The sequence below is a fragment of the Streptomyces sp. MK7 genome (assembly GCF_032658145.1).
GTDB classification, from domain to species: domain Bacteria; phylum Actinomycetota; class Actinomycetes; order Streptomycetales; family Streptomycetaceae; genus Streptomyces; species Streptomyces spiralis.
Map to the genome: position 1 here is coordinate 345,659 of NZ_JAVACL010000002.1, position 16,730 is coordinate 362,388.

Sequence of the window (16,730 nt, forward strand, 5' to 3'; positions counted from 1 at the left end):
GGCTTGCGGCTTGCGGCTTGCGGCTTGCGGCGTTCGGGCTTGCGGCGTACGAGTTCGGCGGGTCACACGGTGCCGAGCGCACCGGCGCGGGCGGTGCGGAACGCGACAACGGGGTCCCGCTCGGGATACGACCACGGGGCGGGGGTGGCGTGGTCCCCGATGCGGTGGAACAGGGCGGCAGCCTCGGCGCCCCGGCCCTCGCAGTACTTGGCGTGGGCCAGGTAGTTCAGGTCGACCATGCGACGTGGGTGCCCCTCCTGCCCCCACTCCAGCCACCAGTCGAAGGCCGTCTTCATCACCTGCCGGGCCCGCCGGCCGGCCCAGTGCCCGGAGGAGCCCGGGTCGGGCGGCGCCTGGCCGCCGGCGGCCAGGGCGCGGTAGCGCTCGGCGTGCGCGACCACGGGCAGGATGGCCAGCGGCGAGTCGGCGGGTGCCTGCTCGGCGGCCCAGTTGGCGAAGTCGTAGACCTCGTGCAGCGGGTCCGGGCCCGCGGCCGCGTGGCGCTCGGCGAGCGCCGCCACCATCACATGGTGGGCGTGGTGGTGGTCGGGGTGGCGCAGGCGCACCTCGTCGAAGAGGCGGACCACGTCCTCCTCGGCGCCGAGGCTGCGTTCCAGCAGGAGCAGGCCGAGCCACGGAGTGGGGTCGGCGGGCGCGAGCGCGCTCGCCGCCCGGCAGGCCTCGCGGGCCCGCTCGGGTCTCTCCTTGCCGCGCAGGGCGCTCTGGACCAGACACAGGCCGAGCAGTACGGAGGCGTCCGCGGACTCGGGCTCGGCGAGCAGCCAGTCGCGGACCCACGGGGCGGCGTGCGGCTCCTGGGCGAGCACGGTGACGCGGTGGCCGCGGCGGTCCCAGTCGTCACCGGTGCGGACGAGCAGCGAGCGGACCGCCTGCCACCGGCCCTGAGCCAAGGCCGCGCGGGCACCGACGAGTTCGGTGTCGTCGAGAGCGTCGTCGAAGACCTGGGCCGCACGCTTGCGGCCGCGGCCGAGGGGAGGCGGGGGTGGGGACACCGCGGGACTTCCTCACGCGCTCTTTATCTGTGCTGTGTTCAGACTGGGCTCATGTCGCTGCGGCGCCGTGGCCGTGTGGTGCGGTCGGCCTTGTTGCCCCGGCCGTCGGCTCGCCATCGACTGATCACGGAAAGCAAACCCTCAGCCCCTGCTCGGAGTCAAGGGCGATCGGCGCGTTACACGCGTCAACTGGACTAGTCCATGCGGCACTTGTGACGGAAACCGACACCCGCGCCGTCCGGGCGGCCGCACGATCCGTCGCGGGGTCAGGTCCCGGGCCCCGCCTCACCCGTGTGGCCCACGCCATGGCGCGGGCCCGGGGCGCGTCCCACCATGGCCGTACGGCCGTGCCGCCGCCCCGGCGCCGCGGGCTCCCGTGGCCGGGCCGACTGCCCGGATCCGGGTCCGCGCGGCGGCGGGCCGCGCCACGGGACGCTACAGTCGGCCACTACGCACCCCGTGGCCCGACCGGATGATCGAGGTACGCAGCGTGTCGGTTCTGGTTCTGATTCTCGCCGTGAGCGCCGCCTGCTGCCTGGGCTTCGGATTCGTGCTCCAGCAGAACGCGGCCCAGCGGGCGCCGCTCAGCGACTTCCTCTCCCCGCGGCTGCTGCTGGACCTGGTGAAGGTCCCCCGCTGGCTCGGCGGTCTCGGACTGATGATCGTCGGCATGGTGCTGGGCGCGATAGCGCTGGGCCGGGGCGAGATCTCGCTGGTGGAGCCGCTGCTGGCGACGAACCTGCTGTTCGCGCTCGCGCTGTCCCGCAGACAGACCCGGCAGCCGCTGGGCCGGCAGGGCTGGTGCGGACTCGTGCTGCTGGCGGGCGGTGTGACGGCGTTCATCCTCGGGGGCCAGCCACGCGCGGGCAGCGCCGTCACCGACCCGCTGCGCCACTGGCTGATCATCGGCATCGTGGTGGGCCTGGCCCTGCTGCTGACCACCTTCGCCAAGCGCTCCCGGCTCAGCTGGGGGCCGGTGCTGCTGGCGGTGGCCGCCGGACTGCTGTACGGCGTGCAGGACGCGCTGACCCGGGTGAGCGGGCAGCGGTTCTCGGCGGGCGGCTGGACGGGGCTGCTGACCGGCTGGCAGCCGTACGGACTGCTGGTCATCGGCATCCTCGGGCTGATCCTGGTGCAGAGCGCCTTCGAGACGGCGCCGCTGCGCATGTCGCTGCCCGCGCTCACCGCCGCCGAGCCCCTGGCCGGGATCGCCTGCGGAGTGGGCTTCCTCGGCGACCGGCTGCGCACCGACGTCGGCGCGCTGACCTGGGAGGCGGCCGGCCTCGCCGCGATCGTCACGGGCATCGTCCTCCTCGGCCTGCACCCGGCCATGCCCTGCGGCCCGGCGGTGCGCACCGAGCGGCGCGACCTCCAGCGCCGCTGACCTTCGGCCGTTCGCGGCGGCCGCTGCTTGGATACCGGTATGAACCCTGCGGAAAACCCCGAGGAAAACCCTGCGGACGAGATTCTCGACATCGTCGACGTCGACGACCGGGTCGTGGGGCGGCTCCCGCGCGGCGCGGTCTACCGCGAGGGGCTGCGCCACCGCTGCGTCTTCGTGCAGGCCCGGGACGCCGACGGCCGGCTCTTCGTGCACCGCCGCACCGCGACCAAGCTGGTCTTCCCCTCCCGCTACGACATGTTCGTCGGCGGGGTCGTCTCCGCCGGCGAGAGCTACGACGACGCGGCCCTGCGCGAGGCCGAGGAGGAACTGGGGGTGACGGGGCTGCCCCAGCCGGAGTATCTGTTCAAGTTCCTGTACGACGACGGCGCCGGCCTGAGCTGGTGGTCGGCGGTGTACGAGGTCCGCTGCGAGCTGCCGGTGCGGCCGCAGGCCGAGGAGGTCGCCTGGCACGCCTTCCTGCCGGAGGAGGAGGTGGAGCGCCGGCTGGGCGAGTGGGAGTGGGTGCCGGACGGTCTCGCGGCCTACGAGCGGCTGCGGTCCTACCGGTCGGCCCCGGCCGAGTAGGGTCCCTCGCGTGATCGGATTCGTACGGAACGCCCGGCTGTGGTTCGCCCCCGAGGAGGTCAGGCAGGACGGCAGCACCCCCGACTACCGCTTCTCGCTGGCCAACGAGCGCACGTTCCTGGCCTGGCTGCGGACCGCCCTCGCCCTGATCGGCGGCGGTTTCGCGGTGGACCAGTTCCTGCCGCACCTGCGCTGGGCCTGGCGCATCGGCCTTGCCCTCGCCCTGCTGGCCGTGGGCGTCCTTTGCGCGCTGCGCGCGATCAACCACTGGGTGCGCTGCGAGCGGGCCATGCGGCGGGGCGAGGATCTGCCCACGTCCCGGTTCCCGGCCCTGCTGAGCCTGGTGGTCGCGTTCGTGGCCGTGGCCATGGTCGTCGTGGTCCTCGCCGGCTGGGCGGGCTGAGATGGGCGCGACGAGCGGTGTGGCGGGCGCGGGCGGGGACGGTACCGGCGGCGACGGCGCGGGGGCGGCGGAAGCGGTGCGGGATCCCGGCCTGCAGCCGGAGCGGACGCGGCTCGCCTGGCGGCGTACGACGCTGTCCAGCACCGTGGCGACCGTACTGGCCGTGAAGGCGGCCCTGCACGGCGGCGTGTCGACCGCCGGTGCCGTCGTCTGCGGCCTGTGCTGTGCGCTCTGGCTGGGCTTCCTGCTGGTCGCCCAGTTCCGCATCCACTCCCTGGCGCGGACGGCCGTCCCGCCGGCCATGGCCCCGCGGCTCGCCACGGCGGCGGTGCTGTGCACGGCCGGCGTGGCGGTGTGCGCGGTTGGCCTGATCGTCTGAAGCGTGCCGCGAAAGCCCCACGCTCCCAGGGCATGTTTCGAAAGTAGCGTCGTCCGCCCGAAGGGCGGGGCCCGCGGCGTCTGGTGCCGGGGGCACCTCCCACGCCGTTCAGGCAGTGGGGGAGCATCGCAAGGCGGAGGGTCGTCCGCGTACTGGGCGTACGTGGACGACCCCGACAACGCGGCGAGGTGCCGTGCCAGGCGTCGCGGGCCTGGGGGCACCTCCCGGCCGAAGGCTGGGGGAGGGACTTTCGAAACACGCCCTAGGGGCGCAGGGCCCGCAGCAGCAGGTCGGCCAGGTGGTCGGCGACCTCCTGCGGGGAGAGCGGGCCGTCGGGGCGGTACCAGGTGGACAGGTGGTGGACGGAGCCGAAGTGGTAGTCGACCACCAGGTCGGCGGGTGTGGCTCTGGAGAAGACGCCCTGTTCCTGGCCCTCCTCGATGAGCGCGCGGAACCGCTCGTGGTAGCGCCGGCGCTCGGAGCGCACCTGCTTGTTCTTCTCCGGGCTGAGGTGGTGCATGGAGCGGAAGAAGATCATCGCGTCGTCGAGGTTCTCGATGGTCGTCACCACGACGTCCGCCGCCGCGTCCCGCAGCCGCTTCTCCACGGGGGCGTCCATGCCCGCGAAGTGGTCCAGGCGCTCCTGCTGGACGCGCAGCACGCGCGCGTACACCTCGTGCAGCAGGTCGTCCTTGGAGCCGAAGTAGTGATAGAGCGCCCCCTTGGTGACGCCGGCCGCCTCCACGATCTCCTGGACCGAGGTGCGGTCGTAGCCCTGCTCGGCGAAGAGCCGGGTGGCGGCCGCCAGGAGCCGCTGCGGCACAGGAGTCCCGGCTGAGTCCGTCGTCCTGGGCACTGCCGCCACCTGCCTTTCCGTTCTGCTGCTAGTCGTCGTCGGTACGGGAACGCAGCTCCCGACGGAGGATCTTCCCACTCGCCGTTTTCGGCAAGTCGGTCAGTATCTCCACCTGACGCGGGTATTTGTAGGCGGCCAGTCTCTCCTTGCAGTACACCGCGAGTTCATCCGGGTCCGCCGTGGCGCCCGGACGCAGGCTGATGTAGGCCTTCACGGTCTCCCCGCGGTAGCCGTCGGGCACCCCGACGACGGCCGCCTCGCGCACCGCCGGATGGGTGTAGAGCACGTCCTCGACCTCGCGCGGCCACACCTTGAAGCCGGAGGCGTTGATCATGTCCTTCTTGCGGTCGACGACGTACAGCCAGCCCTGCTCGTCCATGAACCCGATGTCACCGGTGCGCAGCTCGCCGCCGGGGAAGGTCTCGGCGGTGGCCTCCGGGCGCCGCCAGTAGCCGGACACCACCTGCGGCCCGCTGACGACGATCTCGCCCGGCTCGCCGAAGGGCACCTCCTGCCCCTCGTCCCCGACGATCCGCACCACGGTGTCGGGGCCCGGCACGCCGACCGCGAGCGTCCCCGAGACCGGGTCCACGGGGGCCTCCCGGCCCGGCGGCACGGAGGCGCAGGGAGCGGTGCACTCGGTGAGGCCGTAGCCGTTGCGGATGTACGGCCCGAAGCCGGCCCGGAACTTCTCCACCAGCGCGGGCGGCAGGGGCGCGCCGCCGGAGGAGATGACCTGGAAGGAGGAGAAGTGGTCCGGGGCGACGGCCGGGTGGGCGGCCAGCGCCATGAAGGCCGTGGAGGGGCCGACCGTGTAGTGCGGCCGGTGCTCGGCGAACGCGTCCAGGACGACGCCCGCCTCGAAGCGGTACGCCAGCACCAGCGTGCCCGCGCTGTTCAGGCAGGCGCCGAACTGGCAGATCATGCCGGTGATGTGGAACAGCGGCGCCAGCGCGAAGTAGACCGGTGCCTCGGGCAGGCCCAGGCCGGTGCGCTGCCGTTCGGCGTTGTACATGATGTTGGCGTGCGTGTTGGTGGCGCCCTTGGGGGTGCCGCTGGTGCCGGAGGTGTAGCTGATCAGCGCGACGCCGTCGGGGGCGGGGTCGCGGTCCTCGGGCGCCCGGTGACCGGCGCGGGCGACGGTCACCAGGTCGTCGGCGTCCGGCGCCTGCGGGAGCCGTTCGAAGGTGAGCACGCGGGCGTCGTCGCGGGTCTGGAAGTCCAGCTCGCAGCCGGTGAGCGCGATCCGCACCGGGGAGTCGGCGGCCGTGTCGCGCAGATACGACTCCCAGGCCCGGTCGGAGCAGATCAGCGCGGCCACCTCGCCGTCCTTCAGGACGTGGGAGACCTCGGCCGACTTGTACATCGGGTTGACCGGGACGACGGTGGCGCCCGCCTTCCAGGCACCGAGCACGGCGAGCACGAAGTGCGGGGAGTTCTGGAGCAGGACCGCCACCCGGTCGCCCGGCCGAAGGCCGCGCGCGGCGAGGTGGCCGGCGACCGAGTCGCTCAGCTCGTCCACCTCGCGGTAGCTGAGGCGGGCGTCGAAGTAGGCGAGGAAGGTGCGGTCCGGGGCCTGGGCGGCCGACCGGCGCAGGGCGTGCACGAGGGAGTCGGCGGGGTCGACCGGGGCGCGCTGGGCCTCGTCGAGCAGGTGCAGCCAGGGCTTGGCCGCGTAGCGGGAGGCATACGCGCCGGTCACCGGGCCTCCTCCCACCTCTGCTGGATGCGGTTCATGTTCGTCAGCCAGCGGTCGGGGTCGGCGGCGCGGGCCCGGTAGAAGCCGGCGACCTCGGGGTGCGGCAGGATCAGGAAGCGGTCCTCCTCGATGCCCTTGAACAGGGCGTCGGCCACGTCCTCCGGCTCGATGGCGGTCGGCTGGAGCACCAGGTCACCGGCGCTGCCGGTGGCGGCCAGCATGTCGGTGCGCACGCCCTGCGGGCAGATCGCGTGGACGTTGATCCCGCGGTGCCGGTACGTCAGCGACAGCCACTCGGCGAAGGCGTAGGCGCCGTGCTTGGTGACGCTGTAGGGGGCGGCGCCGATCATGGTGAGCAGTCCGGCGGCGGAGACGGTGGCGACGAAGCGGCCGCTGCCGCGTTCCAGCCAGGCCGGGAGCAGTGCCTCGGCGGCGCGGACGTGGGCCATGACGTTGACGTCCCAGGCACGCGCCCAGACGTCCTCGCCCGAGGCCTCGGAACCGCCGGAGGCGACGCCGGCGTTGGCGCAGTAGACGTCGACCGTGCCGCCGAGCGCGTCGCGGGCCTCGGTGATGATCGCGGAGGCGTCGCCCGGCAGCGCGATGCCGCCGATCTCCTCGGCCACGGCCCCGGCCCGCGCGGCGTCGAGGTCGTTGACGACGACCCTCGCGCCCTCGGCGGCGAACCGGCGGGCCAGCGCGGCCCCGATGCCCCCTCCGGCCCCGGTGACGACCACTCCCGCACCCTGAACGGCTTGCACCATCGGTCTCCTTCGACACGGCTGCGACGCATCGGCGCATCGGCTCTGCCACAACACACTAACCGGTCGGTATGTGCCAGGGAAGAGGCGACCCGCAACCGGCGCCGCCAGTGGTGTGGACCATAGACGGTACCGACGGTTCGTTCCCTGCCGCCCGGGGCGCGCGCTAGCGTGCGTGACCATGACACGTGCAGCGATCACGGAGGTCACCGCATGAAGCTGTCCAGACGGAGTCTGCTCGCCACCACCGCCGCCGTCGCGGCCTCGACCGTCCCGGCCGCCCAGGCCCAGGCGGCCCCGCAGGACCGGGGCCGGCCGCTGCGCACCGGCTTCGAGCGTCTCGCGGCGGGCGGCTACGCGCAGCTCGCCGGGCAGCGGGTCGGCATCGTCACCAACCCGACCGGCGTCACCCGGGACGTGCGCCACATCGTGGACGTCATGCACGCCGACCGCCGGGTGAACCTGGTCGCCGTCTTCGGCCCGGAGCACGGCTTCCGCGGCACCGCGCAGGCGGGCGGCTCCGAGGGCCGCTACGACGACCCGGCCACCGGGCTGCCGGTGTACGACACGTACAACAAGAGCGGGCAGCCGCTCGCCGACGTCTTCACCGCCTCCGGCGTGGACACGGTCGTCTTCGACATCCAGGACGTGGGCGCGCGCTTCTACACCTACATCTGGACGCTGTACGACTGCATGGAGGCCGCCGCGCTGGCCGGGAAGCGGTTCGTGGTGCTCGACCGGCCCAACCCGGTGACCGGGCGGGAGGCGCTGGGCCCGGTGCTGCACAAGGAGTTCGCGACCTTCGTGGGACGGCAGCCCATCTCCCAGGCGCACGGCATGACGGTCGCGGAGCTGGCGCGGCTGTTCAACGGGGAGTTCCTGGCCACGCCGGTGCCGCTGGAGACCGTCCTGATGACCGGCTGGAAGAGGTCGGAGTTCTACGACGCCTCCGGGCTGCCCTGGGTGCCGCCGAGCCCGAACATGCCCACCCCGGACACCGCCCTCGTCTACTCCGGGACCTGTCTGTTCGAGGGCACCAATCTGTCCGAGGGCCGCGGCACCACCCGCCCCTTCGAACTGCTCGGCGCGGAGGGCGTCGACGGGCGCTGGGCGGACGCGGCGAACGCGCTCGGGCTGCCGGGCGTGCGCTTCCGGGAGGCCTACTTCGCGCCCACCTTCTCCAAGTTCCAGGGCAAGACGGTCGGCGGGGTGCAGATCCACGTCCACGACCGGGCCGCCTACGACCCGGTGCGCACCGGGATCGCGCTGCTGGTGACCGCCAAGCAGGTCTGGGACGGCTTCGCCTGGCGCTCGGACAACTGGATCGACAAGCTCACCGGCTCCACGCAGGTCCGCACGATGATCGACGCCGGGGCGGACACCGACGAGGTGGTCGCCGGCTGGCGGGACGAACTGGCCGCGTTCCGCAGGATGCGCGCGGAGTATCTCCTCTACCGGTGAGCGGGGAGGCGATTCCTGTGCCCGGATGAGCCGTGACGTATGGCCAACTCCTCCTGTTGGCAGGACGATGCACCACACATCGCACCGCTTCGGGGGACGAGGGGGTCGGCAGCCATGGCGGATCCGGGGATGAGCGTGGCTCCCTACTGGGAGCTCACCTTCGACGCGGACGGGGACGTGGACGGCCCCGAGCGGGACCGGCTGCTCGCCGGGGTCACCGCCCGGGGCGTGCGCGACCTGATCGTCTTCGCGCACGGCTGGAACAACGACCGCTCGGGCGCCACCCGCCTCTACAGCGCCTTCTTCGCCCCCGTCCCGCGGCTCGCGCCGGCCGCGCGGATCGGGTACGTGGGCGTGGTGTGGCCGTCGATGCGCTTCAGCGACGAGCCGATCCCCGACTTCCCGCGCCCCGGCGCCGCCGCGCCGGTGCCCCGCCCGGCCCTGGACAAGAACACCCGGCACGCGCTCCTGGAGACCTTCCCCGGCCGGGCCACGGTGGTCGACCGGCTCGCGCGGATACTGGACCAGCATCCGCGCGAGGAGGCGGGCCTGGAGGAGTTCGGGCGGCTGGTGCGGCTGCTGGTCGAGGTGGTGCCGCCGGGGCCGCAGGGCCTGTTCGCGGCGGACACGGAGGCGGAGGGCGTGCCGCAGAGCGAGCCGGGGATCTTCTCGCGGCCCACGGCGGACGTCTGCGCCGAGTTCGCGCGGGCCCTCGCCCGGCTCGAGGCACCGGACGGACGGGAGTCCTTCTCGCTGCCGAACCCGTGGGACGGCGCCAAGGAACTGCTGCGGCAGGCGACGTACTACGCGATGAAGCGCCGGGCGGGCACGGTCGGCGAGCGCGGGCTCGGCCCGGCGGTCGGCCGGCTCGCACAGGCGGCGCCGGACCTGCGGGTCCATCTGGTCGGGCACAGCTTCGGCGGGCGCCTGGTGTCGTTCGCGCTGCGCGGGCTGCCCGCGGGGGTGCGGGCGGTGAAGTCCGTGACCCTGCTGCAAGGCGCCTTCTCGCACTACGCGTTCGCCGCCCGGCTGCCGGACGACCCGCGTGCGGGCGGGGTGCTGCAGGGCCAGGAGCACCGGATCGACGGCCCGTTGGTGTGCTGCCACTCCCGCTTCGACTCGGCCCTCGGCACGTTCTATCCGCTGGCCTCGCGCATGGCGGACGACGACCGGTCGGTGCTGGGCGTCGACGTGGGCGCCGCGCTGGGGGCCAGGTGGGGTGCCATGGGGCACGACGGGGTGCAGGCGGTGCCGGGCACGCGCGCGTGCACCCTCGCCGCCGCCCTGGGCGCGCCGCTGCCGGCGTCCGGGTGCGTGAACGTCGACGCGGCCGAGGTGGTCCGGCGCGGCGGGCCGCCGAGCGGCGCGCACAGCGACATCGTGCACCCGGAGCTGGCGCGGCTGGTGCTGGCGGCGGGCCGCGTCCGCTGACCCGCCGCCAGCCCTTGTCGTCGGACCCGGGCGGGCCTCACCGGTGGGAGGTGAACTCCACCACCTGCTGATAGGTGGGCCGGTTCTGCCAGCTGATCCGGTAGTGCTTGATGCCGCCCAGGGGACGCTGGGCGATCGAGTCGGCGCACCACTGGTCGCCCGCCGAGCACTGGTCGTCGCCCGGGTAGACCTGGGCCGCCGTCATGCCCGCCGCCTGCTTCAGGGTGCCGAGCAGGACGTCCCGGCAGCCGCTGAGGCCGCCGCCGCCGCAGTACTTCTGTGCGAGCGGTCCCGGCACCGGCTCACCGAGCACCGCCCGGATGTCCTTGTCGACATAGCTCCACCAGCCGTACTGGAAGGAGCTTCCGGCGTGCGCGCCGGTGGGGCCGTGCCCGGCGGACGGGGCCTCGTCGATGGGCAGGTTGCCGGTGAAGGCGGTGTACAGGTCGCTGCCGAGGCCCGGTTCGAACTCGGCCTTCACCAGCAGCGGCCACCAGGCGTCCAGGATCCGGATCGCGTCGGCGTCGGCGTACGTCTTCGAGCCGGCCGAGGTCTCGGTGCGCCGGGCGCCCGCGGACACCCAGGCCCGCAGCCTGCTCACCGCCGTCGCCGTCGCCGGGTCGGTGACCTGCGCGCTGTCGATCACCTTCAGCAGCTTCGGCAGCACGTCCTCGGTCCGCAGATCGGCCAGGGCCGCGTCCGCCATGGCCTTGGTGAGCCCCGCTCTTGTCACGCCGCCGGACGCGGCCGGCTTCTTCACCCGGTCCTCCAGCAGGTTGCCGCGGTGCACCGACCCCTCGCCCCAGGGCGCGGCCGTGTAGCCCTCGGCCTGCTTGTTGTTCCAGGAGATGTAGTAGTCCTGGTCGATGGAGCTGGGGTGCGCGGAGGACGGGGTGTAGTCGGCGGTGTTGGTGGCCGGGTCCCAGTTGCGCCACTCGTACGCCGGCCGCGCCCACACCGGGAACTCGGCGTCGACGCCGCTCGCCCGCACCGGGTTGTCGCCGCTGTTGTAGTAGGCGGTGTGCCGTGAGTCGGCGTAGAACCAGTTGAACGTGTAGTTGATGTGCTGCGCGGCCTGCTGGAAGTCCTGCGGACCCTTGACGAAGCCGGGGTCGTTGAGCATCTGGAAGCCGATGATGGAGTCGGCCTCGTGCAGATAGGAGGAGCGCAGGGTGGTGTAGGCGACCTTCTTGCCGCCGACCGTCGCGCGGTACTGGACGGGGCCGTACTTGGTGCGCCACACGCGCATGGCGTACGAGCCGGCGGCCGTGCCGTCGGCGACGGTGGGCTTCCAGGCGTTCTTCTGCTCGACCTGGTCCATGGCCGTGCAGGTGCCGTGGTAGAGGTAGTGGTGGTCGTCCTGGCACAGCTCGACGGCGTACGTGTCGATGATGTCCTGGCCGGAGGTCGTGGCGCTCCACGCGTAGTCCTGGCCGCGGCCGAGCTCGACGTACATGCTCAGGCCCGCGAAGGAGGCGCCCCGGGCGCTGATGCCCGGTCCCTGGATCTCCTGGAGCAGCAGCAGCTGGGGCGCGAAGTAGCCGGTCTGTGGGCCGAAGACGGCGACCGGGTGGCCGCTCGCGGTGTGCTCGCCGCTGACGACGAGGGCGTTGGACATGCCGCGCCGGGCGGAGGAGAGGGAGGTCTTCGCGGCGGTGGTCGAGGCACTCTCGGCGGCGGTGGTCGCCGCGCTGCCGCCGCGGTCGTACACGAGCGGCTCCTGGGTCACCGAGCCGGCGTCCGGCAGCGCCTCGCCCTGGGGGCTGTCCGGCTTGGCCGCGTACGGGAAGCTCCGGCCGTCGTGGACCGTGAGGACGGCCTCGGGGTCGTTGCGCTCGCGGAAGGACTCCCAGACCCTGGTGCCCTCCTCGACGCCGTACTTGGCCTGGGCGGCCAGCAGGGAGAGGGCGTTGTTCACCTCGCCGCCCCCGCCGGAGCCGAACAGCGAGCCGACCACGGAGGCCAGCGCGACCAGGTCGGTGACCTTGAAGTGCTCGATGGTACCGGCGTTGGTGATGGCGTCCTTGTGGCCGGTCAGGACGTACTCGCCGGGGAAGTAGCGGCCGGAGTCGGAGGCGTCGATGTAGGCGTTGACGCCCGCGAGATAGGCATGGACGTCGGCGAGGGCCTGCTGCCCGCGCGCACCGTTGCCGGCCACCGCGTTGTCGATCTGCGCCTGGAGGTCGGCCTCGGTGTACGGGGCGTTGCGGTAGAACTGCTGCTCGAGGCCCTGGTTGGCGGCTGCGCCGCCCGCGAAGGAGGTCAACTGGCCGCGGCCGACGTGCCGGAAGACGTCCATGAGCCACAGCCGGTCCTCGGCGGCGGCGTACCCGGCGCCGAACTCGGTGCCGTAGCGGGTGGTGCCCGTGATGTGGGGCACACCGGTCTTCTTGTCGCGGACGATGGTGACGTCACCGCGTCCGGCGGGCTTCTCGGTGGAGGCGACCTGGTCGGCGGGGACTCCGAACGAGGCGTCGTCGAAAAAGGCGTTCACCTTGTCGTCGGTGAGTGCCGGGTAGCCCTTGGCCAGGTCGGCGTAGGGGCCGAGCTGATCCTCGGCGTGGCCGGGCTGGGTGCCGAAGGCCTGGTTGAGGAGGATCTGGGCGAGCGTGGCGTTGCCGTTCTCACCGGGCGGCAGGATGTCCGAGCACCGGCCACCGCAGTAGTCGTTCGCGGCCGTCGCCGCGGGTCTCGCCTCGGCCGCCACCGCTGGGGAAAACGGTGACAAAAGACCGGTAATGAGGACGCATACGGATGCCCTCTTCAGGAACCCGTGGAATCTGCGGGGAGTTCTCACTGTGTCGAGCGCGAAGTGTGGGGTGCGCCGTGGCATGGCAGCAGCTCCTCCCGACGGGGGTGGGGAGGGACGTTACCGGCGGTATCCCCGAGTTGGAAGATGAGCATGCGTCACTTTTTGGAGTCGTCTCGTGGCGGACATGACGGTCAACCGGGGCGGAGTTATGGCGGACATCGGAAATCGGATGGAGCCGGATCGCCGGTCGGCACGTCTACTCGGCGACGTCCGTACGACGACTCCGTTCGACGGACCGTGCGACGGGCCGTACGACGACGCCGAAGTGACCGAAGTGCAGGTGCAGGTGTGACGGAGGTGCAGGGCGATGGCCGGTTTCCGGAGTCTGGCGAGACAGGTGAGGGACCCGCGGTGCGATCTGGCGCTGCGACGCTACTCACTGCGCAAGTGCCTTGAGCGGTTCGCTCCCTACGGGCACAGGGCGACCTGGGACCATCTGTGCTCGCGGGCCGGGTTCGGCCCCGAGGACCGCTCCCCCGACCCGGCGCGGCTCGTGGCCGCACTGGAGGAACTGGAGGAGGCGCGTTCGGTGTGGCTCGACTACGAGGTCGAGTTCGCCCGCCGCCGCAGAAGGGAGAAGCACGACGGGCTGCGCAGGCCGGGCAGCGTGGACGACTGGCACCGGCTGACCTGGGGTGGTTTCGGGGTCGCCTGGTGTGACGACCCGCGGGTGCACCCCGCCGAACCGCTGGCCGAGGTGCTGCGCCGGCTGATCGCCGCGCTGGAGCGCGAGCCGGGTGCGGGCTGCCCGGTGTGCGGCGGGGAGCGGCTGGTCTGGAAGTACGGCCTGGACCATGAGCCGTCGACCGGGCCGGTGTGCGTGGACTGCGGCATCCTGGTGCCGCGGCCCGTCCTCACTCCCGAGGCGCTGGCGTGTGCCAGGCGGGGCAGGCTGCTGGTGTCGGCCTGAGCATGGCGAGGAGTTGGCAGCTACTCGCTGGGGAGCGTACACGAGGACGGTTTAGCTCGATCGTGTGATGGTCGGCCTGCGGGCCTGCGGGCTTGCGGGCTTGCGGGGGCCTGGGCCGTACGGACTACGGTGATCAAGCGATCTGGGACGCCAGGTACGGCGCTGGCGTGCGGGGCCCCCGCTCCACCGGAGTGATGGTTCGGGGCCTCCCCGTCGCCTCTGGCCGTACGCACATGGCCAGGTCGTGAGGGAGCCGGCCTCTCGGGATCGGACCACGGACAGGATCCGTGTCGCCACCCCGGGGTCGAGTACGCCGGGGACCTGGGGGTACCTCCCACGCCGTTCAGGCAGTGGGGGAACGCCCAAGACCGTTCGGGGCGTGCGGCTGAGCGGGCTCACTCCTGCTCAGTCCACAGAAACGGTCCGCAGGGGGTGCCGCACCTCTCCGGAGACGGGGGGAACGGTCGTGATGCAGGTCTGTCTCAACGGGTCCCGCACGGCGGCGGACGGCGCGGTGGTGCCGCTGACGCCGGAGGCGATGGCCGAGTCGGCGGCCGGCGCCGTCGCGGCCGGGGCCACGGAGGTCCATGTCCATCCCAGGACGCCGTGCGGGCGGGAGAGCATGTCGCCACGCGTGGTCGCGGCGACGGTGGAGGCGATCCGGGCACGGGTACCGGTGCCGGTCGGGGTGACCACGGGCGCCTGGACGGAGCCCGATCCCGCGGCCCGACCGGCGCGCGTGCGCGACTGGACGGTGCTGCCCGATGTCGCCTCGGTCAACTGGCACGAGCCGGGCGCGGAGGAGCTGGCCGCGGCGCTGCTCGCGCGCGGCGTCGGCGTGGAGGCGGGCATCTGGTCCGGCACGGACGGCGCGGCCCGGTTCGCGGCCTCGCCGCTGGCGCCTGGCGTGCTGCGCGTACTGGCGGAGGTGACGGACCCGGCCCCGGAGACGGCTGCGGAGTCCGCCCGGGCGCTGCTCGCCGAGCTGGGTGACGCGCACGGGCGGCCCGTGCTGCTGCACGGCGAGGAAGGCGGCGCGTGGTCGGTGCTGCGGGTGGCCGGGCGGTTGGGGCTGGCCGCGCGGACCGGTCTGGAGGACACGTTGGTCCTGCCGGACGGGGAACGGGCTCGGTCCAATGCTCAGTTGGTGAGTGAGGGATTGGTGCGGTACGGGGCGGGGCGGCGGAGGCGATCGTCATAGCTGCGGGCAGTCGTGCCTCCCCCAGTGCCTGACGCCTGGGAGGTACCCCCCCACGGCGGCACCTGTGGGCGCAGCGGCGCCCGCACGGTAGGTAAGCGCACCGCCGGCTACGGCTGCCGGTTTCGTTCCACCATCAGGCGGGAGCCCACCTGGCGTTGGCCGATCGCGTCGTCGGGGTTGGAGAGCACGCAGGTGTCCAGGGACAGGCAGCCGCAGCCGATGCAGTCGGTGAGGTGGTCGCGCAGCCGGTTGAGCTGCTTGATGCGCTCGTCGAGCTCGGTGCGCCAGGCCTCGGACAGGCGGGCCCAGTCCTCCCGGGTGGGAGTGCGTTCCTCGGGGAGTTCGGCGAGCGCCTCGCGGATCGTGGCCAGCGGGATGCCGACGCGTTGCGCCGCCCGGACGAAGGCGACCCGGCGCAGGGTGTCACGGGTGTAGCGGCGCTGATTGCCGGCGGTGCGGCGGCTCCTGATAAGGCCCTTGGACTCGTAGAAGTGCAGGGCCGAGACCGCGGCGCCGCTGCGCGCGGACACCTGCCCGACGGTCAGCTCGTGGATCTTCTCGGGAATCTGGGGCACCCCTCAGAGCCTACCCACCGTGTCGCTCCCCGTTCTCCGTTGACATGGGCCGCCGACCCGAGCATGCTAAGCAGTTGCTTAGACATGATGTGCGACGCGAGAGGCCGGGACATGGCAGAGCCGAGGATCTTCACCTCCGCCGACGACCTGAAGGCGGCGGTGGGCGAGCAGCTGGGGTACACCGACTGGCTGGAGATCGACCAGAAGCGGATCGACCTGTTCGCCGAGGCGACCGGCGACCACCAGTGGATCCACGTGGACCCGGAGAAGGCCGCGGCCGGCCCGTTCGGCACCACCATCGCCCACGGTTATCTGACCCTGTCGCTGCTCCCCCTGTTCGGGCCGCAGCTGATCGCGGTCGAGGGCGTGAGGATGGGCGTCAACTACGGCACCAACAAGGTGCGCTTCCCCGCCCCCGTCCCGGTCGGCTCACGGCTGCGCGCCACCGCGACGATCTCCGGCGTGGACGACGTGGCGGGCGGGGTGCAGGTGACCGTCGCGTTCACCGTGGAGCGCGAGGGCGGGGACAAGCCGGTGTGCGTGGCGGAGTCGGTGTCCCGGTACTACCTGTAGGACCACGCCCTTCGCCCTGTCCGCGGGGCTACGCCTTGTGCCCCGTCCACAGGGCTATTTCGCCCCCACCATGCGCAGTACGAGGTCGGCGTAGAGCGCGCCGACCTCCTCGGGGGTGCGGGGGCCGTTCACGCTGAACCAGCGGGCCACGTCGATGCACAGCGACAGCACGGCGAGGGTCGTGCCCTGCACGTCGAGCACGTCGAACTCGCCCGCGGACACACCGTCCTCGATGATCCCGCGCACCTCGGCGTCGACCTGGCGGCGCAGGGCGACGATCTCGGCGCGGGCGTCGGGGCCGAGCGCGTCGAGTTCGTACTGCACGATCCGCGCGGTGGTGCGCCGCCCGGCGTGCCAGCGGACGAAGGAGCTGACGGCGTCGGCCAGCCGCTCCTTGGCGCTGCCCTCGCGCTGTGCCGCCGTGCGCAGGATGTCGAGGGCCTTGTCGTGGCCGATCCGGCTGATCCGGTGAAGCAGCTCCTCCTTGGTCTTGTAGTGGATGTAGAGCGCGGCCGGGCTCATGCCGGCCCGTCCGGCGATGTCGCGGGTCGTCGTCGCGTGGTAGCCGCGCTCGGCGAAGGCCTCCACGGCGGCGACCAGCAGCCGCCGGGCCGCGTCAGGGCTGACCTCGTCCCACGGCTCCGCTTCGCCGCCGGTCGTCTCCTCCGCCGTACTCATCGCTCGCTC

The 16,730-nt window shown here is 72.7% G+C and carries 16 protein-coding genes; 9 read left to right on the forward strand and 7 right to left on the reverse strand.

What is annotated here, in order from left to right:
- Window positions 1-62: 62 nt before the first annotated feature.
- Window positions 63-1,013 carry a hypothetical protein gene (locus R2S09_RS04305; protein WP_316739859.1) on the reverse strand — a complete coding sequence of 317 codons (951 nt, stop codon included), beginning with the start codon at window positions 1,011-1,013 and terminating at the stop codon, window positions 63-65.
- A gap of 490 nt (window positions 1,014-1,503) precedes the next feature.
- Between R2S09_RS04305 and R2S09_RS04310 the strand changes: the two genes are divergently transcribed.
- The 4 genes from R2S09_RS04310 to R2S09_RS04325 are packed head-to-tail and all read left to right on the forward strand — an operon-like array spanning window position 1,504 to window position 3,764.
- The gene (locus tag R2S09_RS04310; RefSeq protein WP_306192568.1) at window positions 1,504-2,397 is read left to right on the forward strand and encodes a DMT family transporter; all 894 of its coding nucleotides are present in this window, start codon (window positions 1,504-1,506) and stop codon (window positions 2,395-2,397) included.
- Window positions 2,398-2,436: 39 nt separating this feature from the next.
- The gene (locus R2S09_RS04315; protein WP_316739860.1) at window positions 2,437-2,982 is read left to right on the forward strand and encodes an NUDIX domain-containing protein; all 546 of its coding nucleotides are present in this window, start codon (window positions 2,437-2,439) and stop codon (window positions 2,980-2,982) included.
- 10 nt (window positions 2,983-2,992) lie between these two features.
- A complete protein-coding gene (locus R2S09_RS04320; RefSeq protein WP_316739861.1) occupies window positions 2,993-3,385 on the forward strand; it encodes a DUF202 domain-containing protein in 393 nt (130 codons plus the stop codon).
- A 1-nt stretch (window position 3,386) separates the two neighbouring features.
- Window positions 3,387-3,764 carry a DUF202 domain-containing protein gene (locus R2S09_RS04325; RefSeq protein WP_316739862.1) on the forward strand — a complete coding sequence of 126 codons (378 nt, stop codon included), beginning with the start codon at window positions 3,387-3,389 and terminating at the stop codon, window positions 3,762-3,764.
- A 262-nt stretch (window positions 3,765-4,026) separates the two neighbouring features.
- Here the strand turns inward: R2S09_RS04325 and R2S09_RS04330 are convergent, their stop codons facing one another.
- From R2S09_RS04330 to R2S09_RS04340, 3 genes are read right to left on the reverse strand one after another with little or no spacing between them, the layout of a single operon-like run.
- On the reverse strand, window positions 4,027-4,620 hold the full coding sequence (locus R2S09_RS04330; RefSeq protein WP_306193072.1) for a TetR/AcrR family transcriptional regulator: 594 nt from the start codon (window positions 4,618-4,620) through the stop codon (window positions 4,027-4,029).
- 28 nt (window positions 4,621-4,648) lie between these two features.
- Window positions 4,649-6,322 (reverse strand): AMP-binding protein, encoded by a 1,674-nt coding sequence (locus R2S09_RS04335; protein ID WP_316739863.1) that lies wholly within the window; start codon window positions 6,320-6,322, stop codon window positions 4,649-4,651.
- Window positions 6,319-7,083, reverse strand: a complete 765-nt coding sequence (locus R2S09_RS04340; RefSeq protein WP_306193076.1) for an SDR family oxidoreductase — start codon at window positions 7,081-7,083, stop codon at window positions 6,319-6,321. Before R2S09_RS04340 ends, R2S09_RS04335 begins: the two co-directional genes overlap by 4 nt.
- A gap of 210 nt (window positions 7,084-7,293) precedes the next feature.
- On the opposite strand from R2S09_RS04340, the gene R2S09_RS04345 reads away from it, so the two are divergent.
- Together R2S09_RS04345 and R2S09_RS04350 are read left to right on the forward strand one after the other, a co-directional pair.
- A complete protein-coding gene (locus R2S09_RS04345; protein ID WP_316739864.1) occupies window positions 7,294-8,541 on the forward strand; it encodes a DUF1343 domain-containing protein in 1,248 nt (415 codons plus the stop codon).
- A 114-nt stretch (window positions 8,542-8,655) separates the two neighbouring features.
- Window positions 8,656-9,972, forward strand: coding sequence for a serine-threonine protein kinase (locus tag R2S09_RS04350; protein ID WP_306193080.1), 1,317 nt, complete (start codon window positions 8,656-8,658; stop codon window positions 9,970-9,972).
- 37 nt (window positions 9,973-10,009) lie between these two features.
- On the opposite strand, the gene R2S09_RS04355 is transcribed toward R2S09_RS04350, so the two are convergent.
- On the reverse strand, window positions 10,010-12,805 hold the full coding sequence (locus R2S09_RS04355) for a penicillin acylase family protein (RefSeq protein WP_316739865.1): 2,796 nt from the start codon (window positions 12,803-12,805) through the stop codon (window positions 10,010-10,012).
- 286 nt (window positions 12,806-13,091) lie between these two features.
- Between R2S09_RS04355 and R2S09_RS04360 the strand changes: the two genes are divergently transcribed.
- Both R2S09_RS04360 and R2S09_RS04365 read left to right on the forward strand, forming a co-directional pair.
- Window positions 13,092-13,694 carry a hypothetical protein gene (locus R2S09_RS04360; RefSeq protein ID WP_306193087.1) on the forward strand — a complete coding sequence of 201 codons (603 nt, stop codon included), beginning with the start codon at window positions 13,092-13,094 and terminating at the stop codon, window positions 13,692-13,694.
- A 466-nt stretch (window positions 13,695-14,160) separates the two neighbouring features.
- Window positions 14,161-14,895 carry a 3-keto-5-aminohexanoate cleavage protein gene (locus R2S09_RS04365; RefSeq protein WP_316739866.1) on the forward strand — a complete coding sequence of 245 codons (735 nt, stop codon included), beginning with the start codon at window positions 14,161-14,163 and terminating at the stop codon, window positions 14,893-14,895.
- 107 nt (window positions 14,896-15,002) lie between these two features.
- Here R2S09_RS04365 and soxR read toward each other — a convergent pair whose 3' ends face one another.
- Window positions 15,003-15,470, reverse strand: coding sequence for a redox-sensitive transcriptional activator SoxR (gene soxR, locus R2S09_RS04370; RefSeq protein ID WP_306190796.1), 468 nt, complete (start codon window positions 15,468-15,470; stop codon window positions 15,003-15,005).
- A gap of 111 nt (window positions 15,471-15,581) precedes the next feature.
- Between soxR and R2S09_RS04375 the strand changes: the two genes are divergently transcribed.
- Window positions 15,582-16,043, forward strand: coding sequence for a MaoC family dehydratase (locus R2S09_RS04375; protein WP_306190797.1), 462 nt, complete (start codon window positions 15,582-15,584; stop codon window positions 16,041-16,043).
- A gap of 54 nt (window positions 16,044-16,097) precedes the next feature.
- On the opposite strand, the gene R2S09_RS04380 is transcribed toward R2S09_RS04375, so the two are convergent.
- Window positions 16,098-16,721 (reverse strand): TetR/AcrR family transcriptional regulator, encoded by a 624-nt coding sequence (locus R2S09_RS04380; RefSeq protein ID WP_306190798.1) that lies wholly within the window; start codon window positions 16,719-16,721, stop codon window positions 16,098-16,100.
- Window positions 16,722-16,730: the final 9 nt, after the last annotated feature.